Annotated in this window: 22 protein-coding genes; 15 read left to right on the plus strand and 7 right to left on the minus strand. The window is 68.2% G+C overall.

Annotated elements, in window-relative coordinates; genetic code table 11:
- Positions 1–4: 4 nt before the first annotated feature.
- The 8 genes from ACUZUJ_RS00655 (at position 5) to ACUZUJ_RS00690 (ending at position 6885) form a co-directional block, all read left to right on the plus strand.
- Entirely contained in the window at positions 5–352 is a 348-nt protein-coding gene (locus ACUZUJ_RS00655; RefSeq protein ID WP_147416465.1) for a hypothetical protein, read from the plus strand.
- A 258-nt stretch (positions 353–610) separates the two neighbouring features.
- Positions 611–1357, plus strand: a complete 747-nt coding sequence (locus ACUZUJ_RS00660) for an N-acetylmuramoyl-L-alanine amidase (protein ID WP_119007358.1) — start codon at positions 611–613, stop codon at positions 1355–1357.
- Between the two features lie 67 nt (positions 1358–1424).
- Positions 1425–2591, plus strand: coding sequence for a murein transglycosylase A (gene mltA / locus ACUZUJ_RS00665; protein ID WP_119007405.1), 1167 nt, complete (start codon positions 1425–1427; stop codon positions 2589–2591).
- A gap of 72 nt (positions 2592–2663) precedes the next feature.
- A complete protein-coding gene (locus tag ACUZUJ_RS00670) occupies positions 2664–2978 on the plus strand; it encodes a hypothetical protein (RefSeq protein ID WP_008268793.1) in 315 nt (104 codons plus the stop codon).
- Positions 2979–3060: 82 nt separating this feature from the next.
- Entirely contained in the window at positions 3061–4122 is a 1062-nt protein-coding gene (locus tag ACUZUJ_RS00675) for a two-component system sensor histidine kinase NtrB (RefSeq protein ID WP_032959394.1), read from the plus strand.
- Positions 4115–5563 (plus strand): nitrogen regulation protein NR(I), encoded by a 1449-nt coding sequence (ntrC, locus tag ACUZUJ_RS00680; RefSeq protein WP_101764676.1) that lies wholly within the window; start codon positions 4115–4117, stop codon positions 5561–5563. Before ACUZUJ_RS00675 ends, ntrC begins: the two co-directional genes overlap by 8 nt.
- Before the next feature lie 93 nt (positions 5564–5656).
- Positions 5657–6226 (plus strand): superoxide dismutase family protein, encoded by a 570-nt coding sequence (locus ACUZUJ_RS00685; RefSeq protein WP_458220609.1) that lies wholly within the window; start codon positions 5657–5659, stop codon positions 6224–6226.
- Positions 6227–6258: 32 nt separating this feature from the next.
- Positions 6259–6885 carry a superoxide dismutase family protein gene (locus ACUZUJ_RS00690; protein WP_101764677.1) on the plus strand — a complete coding sequence of 209 codons (627 nt, stop codon included), beginning with the start codon at positions 6259–6261 and terminating at the stop codon, positions 6883–6885.
- A gap of 136 nt (positions 6886–7021) precedes the next feature.
- Here ACUZUJ_RS00690 and ACUZUJ_RS00695 read toward each other — a convergent pair whose 3' ends face one another.
- Complete coding sequence (locus ACUZUJ_RS00695) at positions 7022–7909, minus strand: hypothetical protein (RefSeq protein WP_014035521.1); 888 nt, start codon at positions 7907–7909, stop codon at positions 7022–7024.
- Positions 7910–8002: 93 nt separating this feature from the next.
- On the opposite strand from ACUZUJ_RS00695, the gene ACUZUJ_RS00700 reads away from it, so the two are divergent.
- Entirely contained in the window at positions 8003–9298 is a 1296-nt protein-coding gene (locus ACUZUJ_RS00700; RefSeq protein WP_029550824.1) for an acetyl-CoA C-acetyltransferase, read from the plus strand.
- A 128-nt stretch (positions 9299–9426) separates the two neighbouring features.
- On the opposite strand, the gene ACUZUJ_RS00705 is transcribed toward ACUZUJ_RS00700, so the two are convergent.
- The 3 genes from ACUZUJ_RS00705 to ACUZUJ_RS00715 form a co-directional block, all read right to left on the minus strand.
- Positions 9427–10722, minus strand: coding sequence for a heme biosynthesis HemY N-terminal domain-containing protein (locus tag ACUZUJ_RS00705; protein ID WP_458220610.1), 1296 nt, complete (start codon positions 10720–10722; stop codon positions 9427–9429).
- Between the two features lie 6 nt (positions 10723–10728).
- A complete protein-coding gene (locus ACUZUJ_RS00710) occupies positions 10729–11706 on the minus strand; it encodes a uroporphyrinogen-III C-methyltransferase (protein WP_458220611.1) in 978 nt (325 codons plus the stop codon).
- A gap of 104 nt (positions 11707–11810) precedes the next feature.
- Complete coding sequence (locus ACUZUJ_RS00715) at positions 11811–12620, minus strand: uroporphyrinogen-III synthase (RefSeq protein WP_458220612.1); 810 nt, start codon at positions 12618–12620, stop codon at positions 11811–11813.
- A 35-nt stretch (positions 12621–12655) separates the two neighbouring features.
- Between ACUZUJ_RS00715 and ACUZUJ_RS00720 the strand changes: the two genes are divergently transcribed.
- From ACUZUJ_RS00720 to ACUZUJ_RS00740, 5 genes are all read left to right on the plus strand, one after another.
- Positions 12656–13123 (plus strand): YiiD C-terminal domain-containing protein, encoded by a 468-nt coding sequence (locus ACUZUJ_RS00720; protein ID WP_005407593.1) that lies wholly within the window; start codon positions 12656–12658, stop codon positions 13121–13123.
- Between the two features lie 32 nt (positions 13124–13155).
- Positions 13156–13581 (plus strand): hypothetical protein, encoded by a 426-nt coding sequence (locus ACUZUJ_RS00725; protein WP_014035526.1) that lies wholly within the window; start codon positions 13156–13158, stop codon positions 13579–13581.
- Between the two features lie 57 nt (positions 13582–13638).
- On the plus strand, positions 13639–14076 hold the full coding sequence (locus tag ACUZUJ_RS00730) for a rhodanese-like domain-containing protein (RefSeq protein ID WP_014035527.1): 438 nt from the start codon (positions 13639–13641) through the stop codon (positions 14074–14076).
- Positions 14077–14176: 100 nt separating this feature from the next.
- Positions 14177–14695, plus strand: coding sequence for a protein-export chaperone SecB (secB, locus tag ACUZUJ_RS00735; protein WP_005407596.1), 519 nt, complete (start codon positions 14177–14179; stop codon positions 14693–14695).
- A 20-nt stretch (positions 14696–14715) separates the two neighbouring features.
- On the plus strand, positions 14716–15741 hold the full coding sequence (locus tag ACUZUJ_RS00740; RefSeq protein ID WP_005407597.1) for an NAD(P)H-dependent glycerol-3-phosphate dehydrogenase: 1026 nt from the start codon (positions 14716–14718) through the stop codon (positions 15739–15741).
- Positions 15742–15865: 124 nt separating this feature from the next.
- Here the strand turns inward: ACUZUJ_RS00740 and ACUZUJ_RS00745 are convergent, their stop codons facing one another.
- Positions 15866–16321, minus strand: a complete 456-nt coding sequence (locus ACUZUJ_RS00745) for a YybH family protein (protein ID WP_458220622.1) — start codon at positions 16319–16321, stop codon at positions 15866–15868.
- A 130-nt stretch (positions 16322–16451) separates the two neighbouring features.
- Here ACUZUJ_RS00745 and ACUZUJ_RS00750 point away from each other — a divergent pair, with 130 nt between their 5' ends.
- Positions 16452–17096 (plus strand): Ivy family c-type lysozyme inhibitor, encoded by a 645-nt coding sequence (locus ACUZUJ_RS00750; protein ID WP_458220613.1) that lies wholly within the window; start codon positions 16452–16454, stop codon positions 17094–17096.
- A 13-nt stretch (positions 17097–17109) separates the two neighbouring features.
- On the opposite strand, the gene ACUZUJ_RS00755 is transcribed toward ACUZUJ_RS00750, so the two are convergent.
- Both ACUZUJ_RS00755 and ACUZUJ_RS00760 read right to left on the minus strand, forming a co-directional pair.
- Positions 17110–17484, minus strand: a complete 375-nt coding sequence (locus ACUZUJ_RS00755) for a hypothetical protein (protein WP_458220614.1) — start codon at positions 17482–17484, stop codon at positions 17110–17112.
- A 480-nt stretch (positions 17485–17964) separates the two neighbouring features.
- Positions 17965–18255 (minus strand): hypothetical protein, encoded by a 291-nt coding sequence (locus ACUZUJ_RS00760; RefSeq protein WP_101764683.1) that lies wholly within the window; start codon positions 18253–18255, stop codon positions 17965–17967.
- Positions 18256–18278: the final 23 nt, after the last annotated feature.

Genomic DNA, 18278 nt, shown 5'->3' on the forward strand with positions numbered 1-18278 from the left:
TTTAATGTCTGATGGTTTCGAAAAATTCTCTTGTATTGATTTTCCGGCTCTGTATGGAAGCGTTGTATCGTTGAGGGCTTTTCTGGTTGTTCGTGGTAGGGAATGCTTTCTGGTAGATAGTCGTGATCATCAATTTTCTGATCTTAGGGTGGAGGTGAGTTCACCTGGTCTCGAAAGATTGCTTGATGAGGCCGTGGGAGGATGGGTTGGTGGTGTTGCCTCATACTTTGATGAGATCCTCATATCGGGAGTAGTTCGCGAAGGGACGACCCGGAGAGACCTTGCGTCCATTGCGGAAGTTTCAAGGCTTACGCTTTTTAGGGATGAATTGGTATTTGAAGTGATAGTTTGATGTCAGCTGTTTTCGGGTGCTAGTTGGTACTTTAGGGTCTGATTGAAGTTACGGATTTTTGATTATTTTGGTTGTTATTGGGGGTGGGGCTGTGGCTGGTGTCGGGCAGGCTTTTCTGCGTGCAATTGTTCCTTTGGACTCGTGCAGGTCATTAGGCGAATTTTGACTGTCGAATATCCGGTTTCAGGGCCAAGGGGTGTCTGGACGATCGGCGCGCTGCGCCGAACCACGGCTGCGGTCCATGGTTACAATCTGCCCATGATCAGCCCCCGCCTCCTGGCTTCCACACTGTTGGCGCTGGCCCTGGCGGCCTGCACCGCCACCGCGCCCGTGCAGCACAACCCGCTCGCCACCTGGGTGCCGTCACCCAACCAGAACGCGCGCACGCCGGTCATCATCGTCATCCACCACACCGAACAGAAGTCGGTGCAGCAGAGCCTGCATACGTTGCGCACGGCCAACAGCGGTGGACCGGTCAGTGCGCACTACCTGATCGGCGCCGATGGCCATCGTTACCAGCTGGTCGCCGATGAGCGCCGTGCCTGGCACGCCGGGGCCGGGCGCTGGGGCACCATCACCGATCTCAACTCCGCCTCGATCGGCATCGAGCTCGACAACGATGGCCGCAGCCCGTTCAGTGCGGCGCAGATCGAATCGCTGATCGTGCTGTTGCGCGATCTCACCACGCGCCTGAACATTTCGCCGCGACAGGTGATCGGCCATGCCGACCTGGCGCCGACGCGCAAGCAGGATCCGAGCCGGTTCTTCCCGTGGCAGCAGCTGGCCGAGGCCGGATTCGGCGTCTGGCCGCGTGCGGCCGATGGTGCTGCGCCGGAAGGCTTCGACGCGTGGAATGCGCTGGCCCGTTTCGGCTATCCGCTGGACAACCGCGACGCCACCGTCGCTGCCTTCCACCGCCGTTTCCGTGGCCGCGACGACCTGCCGAAGACGCTGGATGCCGAAGACGCCCGCATCCTGCACTCGCTGCTGCTGCAGACGCCGTGACCACGCGCATGAACGCTTGACCCCGCGCTGGGTTGCCGCCCAGCGGCCGGCCGGCCACCATGGCGGCATGATCGATTCCGCCACCTTCTTCAAGCGCAAGCACTGCATCCTGCTGGCAGCGGCCGTGCTCGCAGGCTGCTCCACCACCGCTCCCCGCACTGGATCCGAAGTGCCGACGCCGGTCACGCCGCCCGCGGCCACCTATGCCAAGGCCGCTTGGAGTGCGCTGCCGCCGGTCGCCGACAGCGACCTGCAGGCCGGCTTCGTTGCCTGGCGCAGCAGCTGCACCCGCCTGAAGAACGATGCGGTCTGGGCCAAGCCCTGCGCCGCCGCCGCCGCGGTATCGGACAAGGACCCGGCCGCGATCCGCCAGTTCCTGCAGCGCGACCTCGATGTCTATGCGCTGCGTGCCGGCGGTCACCAGGCCGATGGGCTGATTACCGGCTACTACGAGCCGATCTACGCCGGCAGCCTCACCCGCACGGCCGCTGCCACCGTACCGGTTTACGGCACGCCGGATGATCTGATCGTGGTGCAGCTGGACAGCGTCTACCCGGAACTGAAGGGCAAGCGCCTGCGCGGTCGCCTCGACGGCAAGGTGCTCAAGCCCTATGACGACGCCGGCACCATCGCGGCCAAGGGCGCCAAGGCCCCGGTGCTGGCCTGGCTGACCGATCCGATGGACCTGCAGCTGCTGCAGATCCAGGGGTCCGGCCGGGTGCGCCTGGCAGACGGCACGCAGGTGCGGCTGGCCTATGCCGAGCAGAATGGCCACCCGTATCGCGCCATCGGTCGCTGGCTGGTCGACCAGGGCCAGCTGAAGAAGGAAGACGTCACCATGGACGCGATCCGCGCCTGGGCCCGGGCCAACCCCGCGCGCGTGCCGGAGCTGCTGCGCAGCAACCCCAGCTACGTGTTCTTCGTGCGCAATCCGGACAGCCCGGAGGGTCCACGCGGTTCACTGAACGTGCCGCTCACCGCCGGCTACAGCGTCGCCGTGGATCGCACCGTGGTGCCGCTGGGCAGCCTGCTGTGGCTGTCCACCACGCGCCCGGACGGCAGCCCGGTGGTGCGACCGGTGGCCGCGCAGGACACCGGCGGCGCCATCGCCGGTGAAGTGCGCGCCGACCTGTACTGGGGCAGCGGCGATGCCGCCGGCAAGCTGGCCGGCGACATGAAGCAGAAGGGCAACATCTGGATGCTGTGGCCGAAGGGCGTGGCGTTGCCGCAGTAGGTTGGCCCCCGGATGCCTGATAATGGCGCCATTCCGAACTTTCCGGCCGCGCCTGCGGCCAGGACCCCTGCAATGACCTACGCAAAGCACAACGCAAGATCCGGCGCGAAATCGGCCGCAAAGAAGTACTACAAGCACTGGGCCGAATCGGGCCTGGGCAAGGGCAACGTGCTGATGGAAGCACGCGGCGAGAAGATCGTGCGCCAGGTGGAAATCTACGGCACCAAGATGGTCTGGGCCGACGAGCATGCCCACAGCGACGACCGCTTCCTGCTGGCCGACCAGCCGGTGTCGTTCCTGGATTTCGACGAAGACGACGAAATCTCCGCGCGCGAATTCGAAAGCGCCTGGAAGAAGGCCCGGGAAGCCACCGGCTACCCGGTGTAACGCTGCCCGGCTGGGGTCAGAGCCCTTTCCTGACGGAAAGGGATCCGACCCCGAACCCCGCGTTTTGCACTACATTGGTGCAATGTCCGACCCCGCACCCCCGCCGTCCCTCGATGCCCTGGGCACGCCGCTGGCCTGGGCCGGGGCCGATGGCTGCATTGCCGGCTGCAATCCGGCCTTTGCCCGCTGGCTGGGTGTCAGTGTCCGGCGCCTGCTGGGCCGGCCGCTGGCCGCACTGGAAGTGCAGGGCGAGGCGCTGGCCCATTTCCTGGCCCGCGATGAGCGCGACAGCCTGCGCCTGAACCGGCTGGCGCTGGCGGTGCCCGGCGAGGCACCGCGCTTCGCCGAGGGCTGGATGAGCCGCCGCGACGATGGAGGCTGGCTGCTGGAGGCGCATCCGGTCGATGAATTTCCCGGGCTCGACCCGACCCAGGCCCTGCCCAGCGCGCTCAGCGCAGCGCTGAAGGGGCTGGCCCACGAGCTGCGCAACCCGCTGGCCGGGCTGAAGGGCGCGGCCCAGCTGCTGGCCCGCCGCGCGGCCCAGCGCGATGCCAGCGAACGCGAGCTGATCGAGCTGATCGGGTCGGAGATCGAACGCCTCAACGGCCTGCTCGACCAGCTGCTGTCGCCGGCCCCGGCCGCACCGCATGCCGAACTGAACATCCATGCCGCGCTGGAGCGCGTGCTGCGCCTGGCCGAGAACGAGGCCGGCTGGGCGGTACGCCTGCAGCGCGACTACGACCCCAGCATTCCCGAATTCCACGGCGACGCCGACCGCCTCACCCAGGCGGTGTGGAACTTGGTGCGCAACGCGATCCAGGCCGGCGCCGGCAGCATCACCCTGCGCACCCGGGTGGAGCATGGCGTGCGCATCGCCGAGCAGCTGCACACGCTGGCGCTGCGCCTGGAAATCGCCGACGACGGCCGTGGCGTGCCCGAGGAACTGGCGGAACACCTGTTCCTGCCGCTGGTCAGTGGCCGTGCCGAAGGCACCGGGCTGGGCCTGGCACTGGCCCAGCAGGTCGCGCGCGAGCATCGCGGCACGCTGACCTACCGTTCGCGTCCGGGCCATACCGTGTTCACCCTGCTGTTGCCGATCGGCAACGGCGCCGCCCCGGCCGAGGAGGCCCCGCGCGATGTCTGAGTCCCCCACCACCGCGCAGCGCATCTGGGTGGTCGACGATGACCGTGCGGTGCGCTTCGTACTGTGCACCGCGCTGCGCGAGGCGGGCTACCAGGTTGTCGATTTCGACAGCGCCGCGCCCGCCCTGCAGGCCTTGAGCGAAGGCCCGCCGCCGGCGCTGCTGTTCACCGATGTGCGCATGCCCGGCGACGATGGCCTGGTGCTGCTGGACAAGCTCAAGGCCGCGCTGCCGCAGCTGCCGGTGGTGGTGATGTCGGCCTATACCGACGTGGCCAGCACCGCGGGCGCGTTCCGCGGTGGCGCGCATGAATTCCTGTCCAAACCGTTCGACCTGGACGATGCCGTGGCGCTGGCGCAGCGTGTGCTGCCGGCAGTTGCGCCGGCATTGGCGGCGCCCACGCCTGCGGCGGAAGCGCATAGCGACCTGCCGCCGCAACTGGTGGGTGATACGCCGCCGATGCGCGCGCTGTTCCGCGCCATCGGTCGCCTGGCGCAGGCGCCGCTGGCGGTGCTGATCACCGGCGAGACCGGCACCGGCAAGGAACTGGTGGCCAATGCGCTGCATCGCGAATCGCCGCGTGCGCAGGGCCCGTTCGTCGCGCTCAATACCGCCGCGATTCCGGCCGAACTGCTGGAAAGTGAGCTGTTCGGCCACGAAGCGGGCGCCTTCACCGGTGCGCAACGCCGCCATATCGGCCGCTTCGAGCAGGCCAACGGCGGCACGCTGTTCCTGGATGAGATCGGCGACATGCCGTTGCCGCTGCAGACCCGCCTGCTGCGTGTGCTGGCGCAGGGTGAGTTCTTCCGCGTCGGTGGCCGCGAGCTGATCCGCGTCGACGTGCGCGTGGTGGCCGCCACCCACCAGGATCTGGAAGGCCTGGTCGCGCAGGGGAAGTTCCGCGCCGATCTGCTGCACCGCCTGGACGTGGTGCGCCTGCAGCTGCCGCCGCTGCGCGAGCGCCGCGAGGACATCGCGCAACTGGCCAGCACCTTCCTGGCCGCCGCCGCACGCAAGCTGGACACGCCGCCGAAGCGCCTCACCGCTGCGGCCCTGCAGGCGATGCGCGAGCACGACTGGCCGGGCAACGTGCGCGAGCTGGAGAACGTGTGCTGGCGGATGGCCGCGCTGGCCGCCGCCGACACCATCGGCGTGGCCGATGTCGATACCGCGCTGAACCGCGCGCGCGGCCGCCGCAACAGTGCCAGCGCAGCCGATCCGGGCCAGTGGGAAGCGCTGCTGGCCGAATGGGCGCGCCGTCAGCTGGCCGAAGGCGTGGAAGGGCTGCACGCGCAGGTGCGCGAGCGGGTCGACCATGCCCTGCTGGAGGCCGCGCTGCAGATCACCCATGGCCGCCGCGCCGAAGCCGCTGCCCGCCTGGGACTCGGCCGCAATACCCTTACCCGCAAGCTGGGCGCCGGGCGCCGCCGCGGGGGCCATTGAACGGTCCCTGCACGCGATCCTCGCGCCCGCTTGCCGAACCGTTGATCGTTCATGGACGATGCCGTCCGTAGTGTCACCTGCAAGGAGTCTTCGATGCGTCTGTCCTTTGCCATCCTGCCGTTGTCCGCCGCCGTGCTGCTGTCTGCCTGTGGCAGCGCACCGAAGAAGGCCGAGCCCACCCCGCCGCCGCCGACCGTGGTCAGTGCCGCCAAGCAGGCGGAGGCCAACCTGTCGACGGCCTCGGCCAGCATCGTCAGTGGCCGCATCGCGCTGATGGTGGAGCCTGGTGGCATCCACATCACCGGGCTGATCGGTGGCCTGCAGCCGATGCAGCAGGCCGGTTTCCACATCCACGAGCGTGGCGACTGCAGCGCGGTGGATGCCAGCAGCGCCGGCAACCACTTCAACCCCGGTGGCGCCGCGCATGGTCGCGCCGGCACCGGCAAGCACCACCTGGGCGACATGGACAACCTGCGTGCCGACGCCCAGGGCCGCGCCAACGTCGATATCCACCTCAAGGGCGTTACCCTTGGCGGAGGCGCCGCCACCGATATCGCCGGACGTGCACTGGTCGTGCATGCCAACGCCGACGACTATCGCAGCCAGCCCGCCGGCAATGCCGGCGTCCGCATCGCCTGTGGCGTGATCCGGGTCGTCCGCTGATCACCGCAGGCTTCATCCAGGGAGAGATTCCAATGCGTCTGATCCACACTTCACTGTTTGCGGCCATCGCCGCGCTGGGCCTGGCGGCCTGCGGCCAGCAGCCGGCCGCTCCGCAGACTGAAACCCCGCCGGCCGCCCCGGCCGAGGGCGCCACCACCGAACCGGCCGCAGCCCCGGCACCCGCTGCCGCCCCGGCGGCCGATGCCTCGGCCACCGCCGAGCTGGCACCGACCCAGGGCAACGAGGCCAAGGGCAGCGTTACCTTCAAGGTGGTCGACGGCAAGGTCCACGTGACCGGCCAGATCACCGGCCTGAAGCCGGGCAGCGAGCACGGCTTCCACATCCACGAAAAGGGCGACTGCAGCGCGCCGGACGGCATGAGCGCCGGCGGTCACTTCAACCCGGGCCACCAGGATCACGGCAACGTCGCCACCGATCCGCACCACGGCGGCGACATGCCCAACATCAAGGCCGACGACAAGGGCGTGGCCACCATCGACGGCCCGGTGTCGAGCAACGTCAACATCGGCAAGGGTGATGACTTCGACATCATCGGCCGCGGCCTGATCGTCCACGCCGATGCGGACGACTACAAGACCCAGCCGACCGGCAACGCCGGCGCGCGCCTGGCCTGCGCGGTGATCCAGAAGGCGCCGTAAGCGCGGTCCTGCTGGAAATGGAAAACGCCGGCGCAAGCCGGCGTTTTTCTTGATCGGTAGTGCCGGCCGCTGGCCGGCATTCGCAGATATGAGGGTTGCCGGCCAGCGGCCGGCACTACCAACAGGCCCCCCCGGATCAGCGCGCCAGCAGCTCGCGCGCGTCCTGCCCGGCCTCGCAATGCACGAACAGCACCGGCACGCCGTGTGCTTCCAGTACCGCAGCCATCTGCCGCTGGCGCATCAGGAACTGCTCGTAGATGCCCTTCAGGCGGTCGCAGTCGTTGTTGCCGTGGTTGTAGTGGGCGCACCAGCCGGCCGGATCGAACAGCGCCATGCGTGCTTCGCCGTGGGTATAGCGCAGCAGCGGCTCGGGCGCGGCGTTGAGCCACTCGTCCTCGCCCGGGGCCATGATCGCGGTCTCGATCAGCGGCCACAGCGCCGCCAGGCCCTGGTTGTCGTACTGCATCGACATCATCGCGGCCAGGTCGTTCACGGTGAAATAGCGCGCGTGCTCGATGCGGGCACCGAAGCTGTTCTGCGCCATCAACGCGGTGTCGGCATGCGCCATGCCGTTGGCCAGCAGTGTCTCTTCCAGCGCATTGGCCACTGCATTGGTGGTGGCCACATCGCTGCCGGTCAGCAGGAACGGCACCACGCGCAGTCCACCGCCCACCAGGCTGGCATCGGCCTGGAACGGCAGCGGCACGTCACCCTCGGCATCGGTACCAAAGGCCAGCAGGCGCGGGCCCTGGTTGCGGCCCGGGGCACGCATCTGCAGTTCTTCCAGGCGGCGATGGATCGGCCAGCCCGGGCGCAGTACTTCGGCCGGGTCGAAATGGGCGGCGGCGAACACCAGGTCCAGCTCGGCCACCTGCGGCACCAGCTTGGAAAGGTCACGGCCGACGCGTTCGGCCAGTTCACCGGCCTGTTCAGCGCTGAGCACCGCCTGGCGGGGGATTTCGCCGCCGGCCAGTTCCAGGGCCAGCACGCCAAGGGCATTCATCGCGGGGTCGGGTTTGCTCATGGTTCCACGGTTGGCCCATCACAGGGCGGCAGCTACACTTGGCTCCATTATGCCTGCTCCGTCGTGCAGGCCATGTTGCAGACACCCTCATCCATGCCAGGTATCTCCATGCCCAACGCTCGTCCCGTCGCCATCCTCGGTGGCGTCCGCATTCCGTTCTGCCGCCAGAACACCGCGTATTCGGATGTCGGCAACCTCGGCATGTCGGTCCGTACGCTGGGCGCGCTGGTCGAACGTTTCGGCCTGCATGGCCAGCAACTGGGCGAAGTGGCGATGGGTGCGGTGATCAAGCACTCCAGCGACTGGAACCTGGGCCGCGAAGCCACGCTGTCTTCCGGCCTGTCGCCGTTGACCCCGGGCATCACCCTGCAGCGCGCCTGTGGCACCTCGCTGGACAGCATCATCACCGTCGCCAACAAGATCGCGCTGGGCCAGATTGAGTCGGGCATCGGAGGCGGTTCGGACACCACCTCCGACGTGCCGATCGTCTATGGCAAGAAGCTGCGCGCGCGCCTGCTGGCTGCCAACCGTGCCAAGAGCACCGGCGACAAGATCCGTGCGCTTACCGCCGGCTTCAAGTTCTCCGAGCTCAAGCCCGAGTTCCCGGGCGTGGCCGAGCCGCGCACCGGCAAGAGCATGGGCGACCACTGCGAGGACATGGCCAAGGAGTGGAACATCTCGCGCGACTCGCAGGACGAGTGGGCGGTGTCGTCGCACAAGAAGCTGGCCGCAGCCTATGAGCGCGGCTTCTTCAACGACCTGATCGCACCGTTCCGTGGCGTAGAGCGTGACAACATCCTGCGCCCGGATACCTCGCTGGAAAAGCTGGCGACGCTGAAGCCGGCGTTCGACAAGGTCTCCGGCCGCGGCACGCTGACCGCCGCCAACTCCACCCCGCTGACCGACGGCGCCGCCGCCGTGCTGCTGGCCAGCGAAGAGTGGGCGCGTGCGCACGGCCATGAGCCTCAGGCCTATCTGCGCGATGCGCATGTCTCTGCGGTGGACTTCGTGCATGGCGAAGGCCTGCTGATGGCACCGACCGTGGCCGTGCCGGAGATGCTCAAGCGCAACGGCCTGACCCTGCAGGACTTCGACATCTACGAGATCCACGAAGCCTTCGCCGCGCAGGTGCTGTGCACCCTGCGCGCGTGGGAGAGCGAGGATTACTGCCGCAACCGCCTGGGCCTGGACGCGCCGATGGGCCGCATCGATCCGGACAAGATCAACCTGCTGGGCTCGTCGCTGGCTACCGGCCACCCGTTCGCGGCCACGGGCGCACGCGTGATCGCCACTGCCGCCAAGCAGCTGGCCGAGCGCGGCGGTGGCCGTGCGCTGGTGTCGATCTGCACCGCCGGCGGCATGGGCGTGGTGGCGATCGTCGAACGCTGATCGCTGCGACCGCGCGCCAACCAAGGTTGGCGACTACCGGGTTCCACAGATGAAAACGCCGCCCGATGGGCGGCGTTTTTTCTTGCTCCGGTGGGTGCCGACCGTTGGTCGGCACACCTCAGCCATGCTTACGGCAACCGCGGATTACCGAATTCGTCGCGCTCTTCGTTGGCGTCATACACCGGCGGCTGCACCGTAACCGGCTGCTCTTCCACAGTGGCACGCAGCGGCGCTTCGCTGCCGCGCACCAGTTCCACGCTGTCCTCGCCGCGCTGCAGGCGCAGCGCATTGGCCAGGCACTGCGCGGCCAGCGCGTGCTCGCCACGCTGCGCGAACAGTTCGCCCAGCGCTTCCCACGCCGGTGCACCCGCGCCTGCGGCGATGGCTTCGTGCAGGAACGCGTCGGCGGCATCCCACTGCTGCTGGGCCAGGGCCACGCGGCCCTGTGCCAGGCGCAGCGCGGCCGAGTCGTCATGCACGTTGCGCCAGCGCGCCAGATTGCTCTGGCGCGTGGCCAGGCGCTCGGCCGGAAGGCGACCATACAGCGTCACCAGTTCGTCGTCCCAGCGATGGTCCAGCGCCTGTTCCAGCGCCAGCAATGCAGGCTCATCCCAGTTCAGTGCCACCGCACGGCTGGCATAGGCACCCACCACGTCCGGGGTCGGTCGCAGTGCCTTCGGCGTGGCTTCCCATTGCGCGGCCAGCGCATTGACGTCGGCCGCTTCCAGCAGCGCCTGTGCGGCCAGGCGCGCTTCCAGCTCGCTGTTCGCGTCGGCCGGCAGCACCTTGCTCTGGCGCAGCGCACCCAGCTGGCCATACGCCTCGTGGGCGCGGCCGGCCTGTGCCAGCGCTTCGGTACGCAGCCACAGGCCACGCGGCGGAAGCGGCTGGATCGCCGCTACGTCCAGGGCATTGATCGCATCCACCGGCAAATCGCGTGCCAGCAGCTGCTCGGCGCGCAGCAGCGCCTGCAGGGTGGCATCGCTCTCGCCCAGGCGCTGCAGCAGCGCCTCACCAGCCGGGCCATCGGCACGTGCCTGCGCGCTGCGCACAGCGTTGGCCAGCGCCACCGCGCTCACTTCCGGGTCCTTGGCGGCACCGTCCAGCAGCTTCTCGGCACGCTGCCACTGGCCGTGCTCATAGGCCTGCAGGCCGTCGATCAGGCGCACCCGGCCCTGCTTGCGGCGGTAGCGGCCCCAGGCACGGAACGGTGCGGCAATCAGGCTCCACAGCAGCCACAGCACCAGCACCGCGATCACTGTCAGCAGCGCCACCTTCGGCAGGTTGCTGTGGTAGTCGTAGCCGCCGTAGCGAAGGGTCACTTCGCCGAAGCGGTTCAGGTCATCGGCGCCGAGCCATTGCGCGGCCACCACGCCGATGGCCACGGCCAGCAACAGCACGACCAGGGATTGCAGGGGTTTCATGCGGGCTTACCTCCGGTCGGTCTGGGTGCGCAGTTGTTGCAGGGTGCTGCCAAGAACAGCGTCGCTGGCCTGCAGCGGAAGTTCGCGCAAGGCCTTCAGTTCAGCACGTTGTGCGCGCAGGGCTGGTGAATCCGGCCAGCGCCGCTGTGCCCAGTGCTCCACGCGGTCCAATGCGGTATTGCGGCCCGCGCGGTCGCCGCGCTCGATGGCGGCACGTGCCAATGTCAGTTCCAGCTGCAGCGCGTCGTCGGCATTGCGCTGTTCGGCGGCGGTCAGCGGGCCGTTCTGGCGGCTCGGGGTGATGTCCACGAACGGTGCCAGTGTTGCCTGCCACCAGGGTTTGGCGGTGCTGCTGCCGGTCGTGCCGGTGATCTGCGAGGGCAGGCCCTGCAGCGCCCGGCCCACAGCATCCAGGCGCTGCAGCGACTGCACGCGCGGGCCGCTGCCGAGCGCATCCAGTGCCTCGCGCTCCTGAACCAGCGCCTGGCGCAGGTTCAGGCCATCAGTGTCGGGCAGTTCGGCCAGTGCCGTCGCGGCCTGGGCGTACAACCGGCGTGCGCCTTCCACATCGTCGGCGTAGTTCAGGCGCTGCGCGGCCTGGGTCAGCAACAGTTCGGCCTCATCACGCTGTACCGCCTGGCGGCCCTGGTTGGCGCTGTCGGCCAGCTTGGCCAGGTTCTCTTCCAGCAATGCGCTGCGCTGGGAAAGGCCCAGCATCTCGTCGCGCAGCACGCGGTTGGTGGCGGCCGCGTCCTGCAGGCGCTGGCTGCTCGCGCGCTGGTCACGGCGAAGTGCATCCAGCGTGGCCTCCAGGCCCTGCAGCTGCACGGCGGTGGTCTGTGCCTGCGCTGCCTGTTCGTTCTGCTGCTGTTGCCAGACGTACCAGCCGGCATAGCCGCCCACGCCAAGCACGACCACACCGGCCAACGGCAGCAGCCAGCGCACGGGTCGACGGGGCGGGGAAACGGGCGGAGTGTCGTTCATCGGGCTTCCTTGTCGGCAACGTCGCCGGTCGGGGGCCGGCAGGCCGCGTTGTGCACAGCATCACTGTTGCCGACGACAGCGGCAAGCGTGACCCACGTCCCTGTTCAGGTCGCTGCCGGGACGGTGAGCGTGGCGTGTGCGGCCGCCACCAGCTGTGCGCTGGTGGGGCCGGCCGCGCGCACGACGTGCTGCAGGCCCAGTGCCCGGGCCTGTTCGCTGAGGCGATCACTGGCCACCACGGCGGTCGCGTGCACCTGCACGCGCTGCTGCAATGCCGGCGGAAGCTGCTGCCAGAAATGCTGCAGCGCCTCGCCACTGCTCACGGCCAGCACCCACGGCTGTGCTGAATGCGCCAATCGAGCCAGCGCACGGGGCGGCAGGCGCAACAGGCGACGCTGGTAGACGTCGGCACGTTCGATCGTGGCGCCCGCCGCCTGCAACTGCGCGGCAATCAGGCCACGCCCGCCGGGCGCGGTCACCAGGCCGATGCGCAGGCCCTGTACGTCGGCCAGCACCGGCAGCGCCAGCAGGCCTTCGCTGTCCATCCGCTGCGGCGCGTGCACCTCGGTGATGCCGTGTGCCTGCAATGCGCGCGCAGTGCCTTCGCCCACGGTCAGCCACGGGCTGCGCTGCGCTTCGGCCAGCGGCAGCAGGGACGCGGCGGCGGCAACGGCGGCCGGGCTGGTGAACACCACCCGATCGCAGTTCAGCGCGCGTTGCAGCTGGCGCACCACAGGCGTGCCGTGCAGGCGCTGCAGGCGCCAGGGCGAAAGGGCCAGTACATCCCCGCCCAGCCCAGCAACGGCGCGGCGCAGCGCCGCGTTCTGGCCCTGCGGGCGCAGCGAGATCAGGGTCCAGCGCGCGCCGGAACGGGTGGCGCCAGTGGGTATCGTATGGTCGACCATTGCCTGCATTATGCGGGCCCTTCGTTGTCGTGGTCGCTGCTCCGATGTCCGTTGATGCCCTGACTTCCTCGTTGGCCGCCCTGCAGGACGTGCTGGACTGCATGCCGGCGGTGCGCGCCATGCAGATCCAGCTCGATGGTTATGCCGACGGCGTGCTGCGCATCACCGCGCCGCTGGCTGCCAACGTCAACGACAAGGGCAACGCCTTCGGCGGCAGCCTGGCCTCGGTGCTGACCCTGTCCGGCTGGGCGCTGGTCAGCCTGCGCCTGCGCCTGGCCGGCCATGATGCCGAGGTCTATGTGGCCGACAGCAACCTGCGCTACCTGGCGCCGGTCTATGAAGACCTGCACGCCCACGCCGAAGCAGCCGAAGCTACCGGCTGGGATGCCTTCCTGAACACCTTCCGCCAGCGCCGCAAGGCCCGCATCAGCATCATCGCCACCCAGCCCGGTGCCGATGGCAAGCCCGCAGCCGAATTCAGCGGTCGCTTCGTTGCCTTCGCCAAAGGGTAGGATGGCAGGCTGACGTTCCGGGGAAACCACTGATGCGCCGCCTGATCCAGTTCCTGATCTGTTCCCTGCTGCTGGCCAGCGCCGTGGCCTCGGCCGACGACCTCAGCCGCAAGCAGCGCAAGCTGCTGGAAGAGACCCAGATCGCCTACGGGGCGACCATCCGCTGGGGCAGCATGGACGATGCCATCGGCTACCTCGACCCCAAGCTGCGCAAGGAAAAGCCGCCCACCGAGTTCGAGCTCAACCGTTACGCGCAGCTGCGCGTGTCGTCCTACCGCGAGCGCAGCAGCGCCTCGCTGGACGGGGGACTGGTCGAGCGCCGGGTCGAAATCGGGGTGATCAACCAGAACACCCAGGCCGAGCGCACCGTGGTCGTGGTCGAGCGCTGGCGCTGGGACCCGGAAGCCAAGCGCTGGTGGCAGACCGCCGGCCTGCCGGACCTGTGGAAGGGGCAGTGACGGGCCGCGTCCGGCTTGTGCGACAATCGGCGCCCGCTTAATCGACCCGTGACCTGAGTGAATTACGAAGAGTTGCTGGCCTTTGCAGGCCGAAACCCGATGCTGTCCGCGGCCCTGGTCGGCCTGACCGTGGCCATCATCGTCACCGAGATCCGCCGCCTGTTCCGGGGCTTCAAGGGCATCAAGCCCGCCGAACTGACCCAGCTGATGAACGCGGGCGGCACGGTGGTGGTCGACCTGTCGGCCAGCGGTGACTTCGAGAAGGGCCACATCGCCGGCAGCCGCAACGCCCAGGCCAGTGCCTTCGGCCCGGAAAACAAGCTGGTGGCCAATGCCAGGCAGTCGCCGGTGGTGCTGGTCTGCCGCAGCGGCAACGCCTCGGAAACCGCCGCCAAGGCGCTGAAGAAGGCCGGCTTCGAGAAGGTCTACGTGCTCGACGGCGGCATTCCCGCCTGGCAGCAGGCCGAACTGCCGCTGGTCAAGGGCCGCAACTGATTGTCGCAGGTGGCGGATCCGGCCTTGTATGGGCCTGATCCCGCCCCCATCGCAGTAGTTCGACCATCGTTTTCATTGCATTCACCTGGAGTTACTGGAAATGTCCGAAGAGATCACCAACGGCGCCGCTGCGCCGGTCGATGCCGCCACCGGCCCCGCTTTCACCGTCGAGAAGATCTACGTCAAGGACGTCTCCTTCGAGTCGCCGAACGCCCCGACCATCTTCAACGACCAGGTGCAGCCGGAGCTGCAGCTGAACCTGAACCAGCAGGTGCAGCGCCTGGGTGAGAACGCCTTCGAAGTCGTGCTCGCCGTGACCCTGACCTGCCAGGCCGGTGAGCGCACCGCCTACGTGGCCGAAGTGAAGCAGGCCGGCGTGTTCGGCCTGGTCGGCCTGGACCCGCAGTCGATCGACGTGCTGCTCGGCACCCAGTGCCCGAACATCCTGTTCCCGTACGTGCGCCAGCTGATCAGCGACCTGATCCAGGCCGGCGGCTTCCCGCCGTTCTTCCTGCAGCCGATCAACTTCGAAGGCCTGTACGCAGAAACCCTGCGCCAGCGCCAGGAGCAGGGCGACGCACCGTCGCTGGCTGACTCCGAGCCGGCTGGCAACGCCTGATTCCTGCCGCGACGTCACGGATGAGCACTACCGCTGACAAGATCGCCGTGCTGGGCGCCGGTTCCTGGGGAACCGCGCTGGCCAGCCTGCTCGCACGGCACGGTCACCCGACCGTGCTGTGGGGGCGCGACGCTGCCGTGGTCGAGGCCATCGACCAGCGCCACGAGAACCCGCGCTACCTGCCGGGCATCCCGCTGCCGGACAGCCTGCGTGCCACCACCGACCTGGCGTCGGCCGTGGAGGGCGCGGCCTGGATCCTGGTGGTGACCCCGTCGCATGCGTTCGGCGAGACCGTGCGTGCGCTGGCGCCGCTGCGTCCGGCCGGTGCCGGCGTGGCCTGGGCCACCAAGGGCTTCGAACCCGGTTCGGGCCGCTTCCTGCATGAAGTGGCGCGCGAAGTGCTGGGTGAGGACGTGCCGCTGGCCGTCGTCACCGGGCCGTCGTTCGCCAAGGAAGTGACCCAGGGCCTGCCGACCGCGATCACCGTGCACGGCGACGTGCCCGAGTTCGCGCAGACGGTGGCCGAGGCGATGCATGGCCCGGCGTTCCGCGCCTACACCGGCGACGACATGGTCGGTGCCGAGCTGGGCGGCGCAATGAAGAACGTGCTGGCCGTGGCCACCGGCGTGGCCGATGGCATGCAGCTGGGCCTCAACGCCCGTGCCGGCCTGATCACCCGTGGCCTCAACGAGATGCTGCGCCTGGCCGCGGCGATCGGCGCCAAGCCGGAAACGCTGATGGGCCTGGCCGGACTCGGCGACCTGGTGCTGACCTGCACCGGCGACCTGTCGCGCAACCGCCGCCTGGGCCTGGCCCTGGGCCGCGGCCAGACGCTGCAGGATGCCGTGCGCGAAATCGGCCAGGTGGTCGAGTCGGTGCAGACCGCCGACGAGGTGATGCGACAGGCGCGCCGCCATGGCATCGACCTGCCGATCTCCGACCGCGTGCGTGCCGTGCTGCACGGCGAGCAGACGCCGGAAGAAGGCCTGCGCGCATTGCTGGCGCGGGAACAGAAGCCGGAGTATCCGGACACGCTGTTCAAGTGAATCGAAAAGCCCCGGCCACGTGCCGGGGTTTTTTCTGTGCGCGCCCCATCCACGCATGGCGTGGATCTACTGCCGAACCCGCTTCTGGTAGCTGCCAACCTTGGTTCGCGCCCGGCGGCAGCAATCACCGCGCCCGCGGTGGCGCGTTGCTGTTGTCCATGTCCGAGAAGATCAACCACGGCCTGTCGCCCACGCGCTTCAGCGTCAGCGTGAACTTGCCGGTGTCCCCTACGTTGTTGCCGTAGGTGTAGGCACCGATGATGTAGCCGACGTTCCCCTCCGCCGAGTACGCCAGGGCACGCAGCCGCAACGGGCTGCCACCCTGTCCGGCATACGCGCGTTCAATCGCATCGCGCCCGCGCACGGGGGGCTGGTTGCTCTGCAGGATGAAAGCGTCCTCGGCGAACAACCCGGCCAGCGCCTTGGCGTCACCCGCACGCCACGCCTGCTCGTAGTCGCGCAGCACGCGATCCAGCGGCGCGGGCAAGGCTGCATCGGGAAGCGGCTGTGCGGGCTTCGCGCCTTCTGCATCGTGGGCGATGGCCGGCGATGCCAGCAGCAGGGCACTGCAGAAGATCATGGCGAGTCGTGCACGGCGCATGCGTCCGCCTCCAGGCGATGACGAGAAGGTGCGAACGCATCCTAGCGCGCTGCTGGTTAGAATCGCGCCCGCATGGTTGCATGCACCGCAGATCAGACAAGGACACGGAATGAAGATTCGAATCACAGGGATGGCACTGGCGGTCGCACTGCTGGCGGCCTGCGGGCAGGCACCGGCACCGGCACCGACCACCGAAGCACCGGTCGCTACGGCCACGGTGGTCGAGAAGGAACCGTCCGTCGAAGACGGCGTGGACCCCGCGGTGTGGGACAACGAAGGCGAACCGGAAGACCCGAGCGCCGGCGGCGAACTGACCTGCGCGGACAATCCGCTGGCGACCCATTTCTTCACCCTTGTGGGCGGCAACACCGTGGATGACTGCGGCCGCAAGGACCCGAAGGTGCTGGCCGCGTTCAACGCCCTGATGAAGAACACGGCGGCGGCCGAATCCGCCGACAAAGAGATTCCGTCGCTGCGCGAACGCCTGTTGAGCGGGCCCAGCGGGCCTGGCGAACTGGTGGTGCTGCAGGGCGAGCCGTGGTGGTTCTACACCGCCTGCCAGGCCCACGACTGCCCCGGCACCGCGTTGGCGATGCTGTATTCGCCCGATCAGTCGAAGATGGTCGGCCGACTTACCGCGCGCTGTCGTGTGTGGTGGCTGGGCGAACCGACGGCGGAACAACGTAAGCAGATCGAACAGCGCCAGCCACTGCAGGATGCCGCCTTGAAGGAAGACAGCGCGCTCTGCGAGTGATGTGGTGCCGGCGTCACCCGTCCGGCCGCATGCGTGCGTTGGCCTGTGCGTTCATGGCCAGGCACGCCATGATCAGCCCTTCCATCACCCGGTCGCCCACGTACTCGGCCTCCGTGCCGTTCTGGCGCACGCGTTCGGCCGCCAGCAGCAGTTGCAGCGTCACGCGCTGGCTTGCCAGTGCGCAGTCCGCATCGGCCAGCGCCATGCAGCGTCCCGGCATCTGGTGACGCTCCGGCCAGGGCTGGCCGTCGGCGGCCGCGCCTTTGCCGATGCGATGAAGCGTGGCGATGAAGGCATTCGGATCGGCCGCAGGCGCGCGTTCTGACGGCTCACCGGGTTTGGCGGGTGAGTGATGCGGATGCAGGCGAGGGAAGTCCGGAGTGGTCATGGCAGTGCTCCGTGCAGGACAGACGGTAGCCGCCACGCAAAGGTGGCGGGCGGAGACGTGGCTCGAAAACCGGGAGATCACGAACAAGACCGGCAGGCGCAAGGCCTCCACGCTCCGCCCGCCATAGCCGGCAGACGGAATGCCAGCCGGCGCCACGCGGGATGACGCCGGCTGGCAAGCGCAAACAACGTTCGTGATCTAACGGGTTTTCGAGGCCCGGCCACCCATTTTCCGGTGGCCCGCCATCTGTACGCGGGTCGCTGCGCAGTGCCAATCAGAACAGTTGCATTCCACGCTGAAACAAAGACGCTTTCGGCATTTTGGCACGCTGTTAAGCTGCCGCAGATGTAGGCGGCGCAACGGCCGTAGCGGCATGGGGAATATGCGACATGGGTCGAAGTTGATGACGTGGCGTACAGGTGCCGCACCAAGCCGATGACGACAGAGCAGGGCCGAGAACGGCGTCAAACAACGACAGTGTCAGACCGCCGTCCAGTCGATGACGAGAGGCGAGGAGACCTTCCCCGAATCGACATCCGAGCAGTCGGAGTGGTCTCCCAGGAACAGGAATCGATTGCCGCCCGTCACTTCAAAGAGGCGGCTTCCAGTTTCGGCGTACTCGGCCGGTGGCAGGATGGATGAAACCTGCATGGAGCTGAGTCCCGCGGTCTGCATCAGCCTGGCAGCATCCTCGGGCGAGATCAGCTGAGGATCGCTTGGCGTGCCGTAGGCCCAGCCGCAGTAGCCATTGTGGACATAGTAGTGCGACATGTTTTACCGTGAGCCTGGGCGGG

Source organism: Stenotrophomonas sp. S4 (assembly GCF_054187805.2).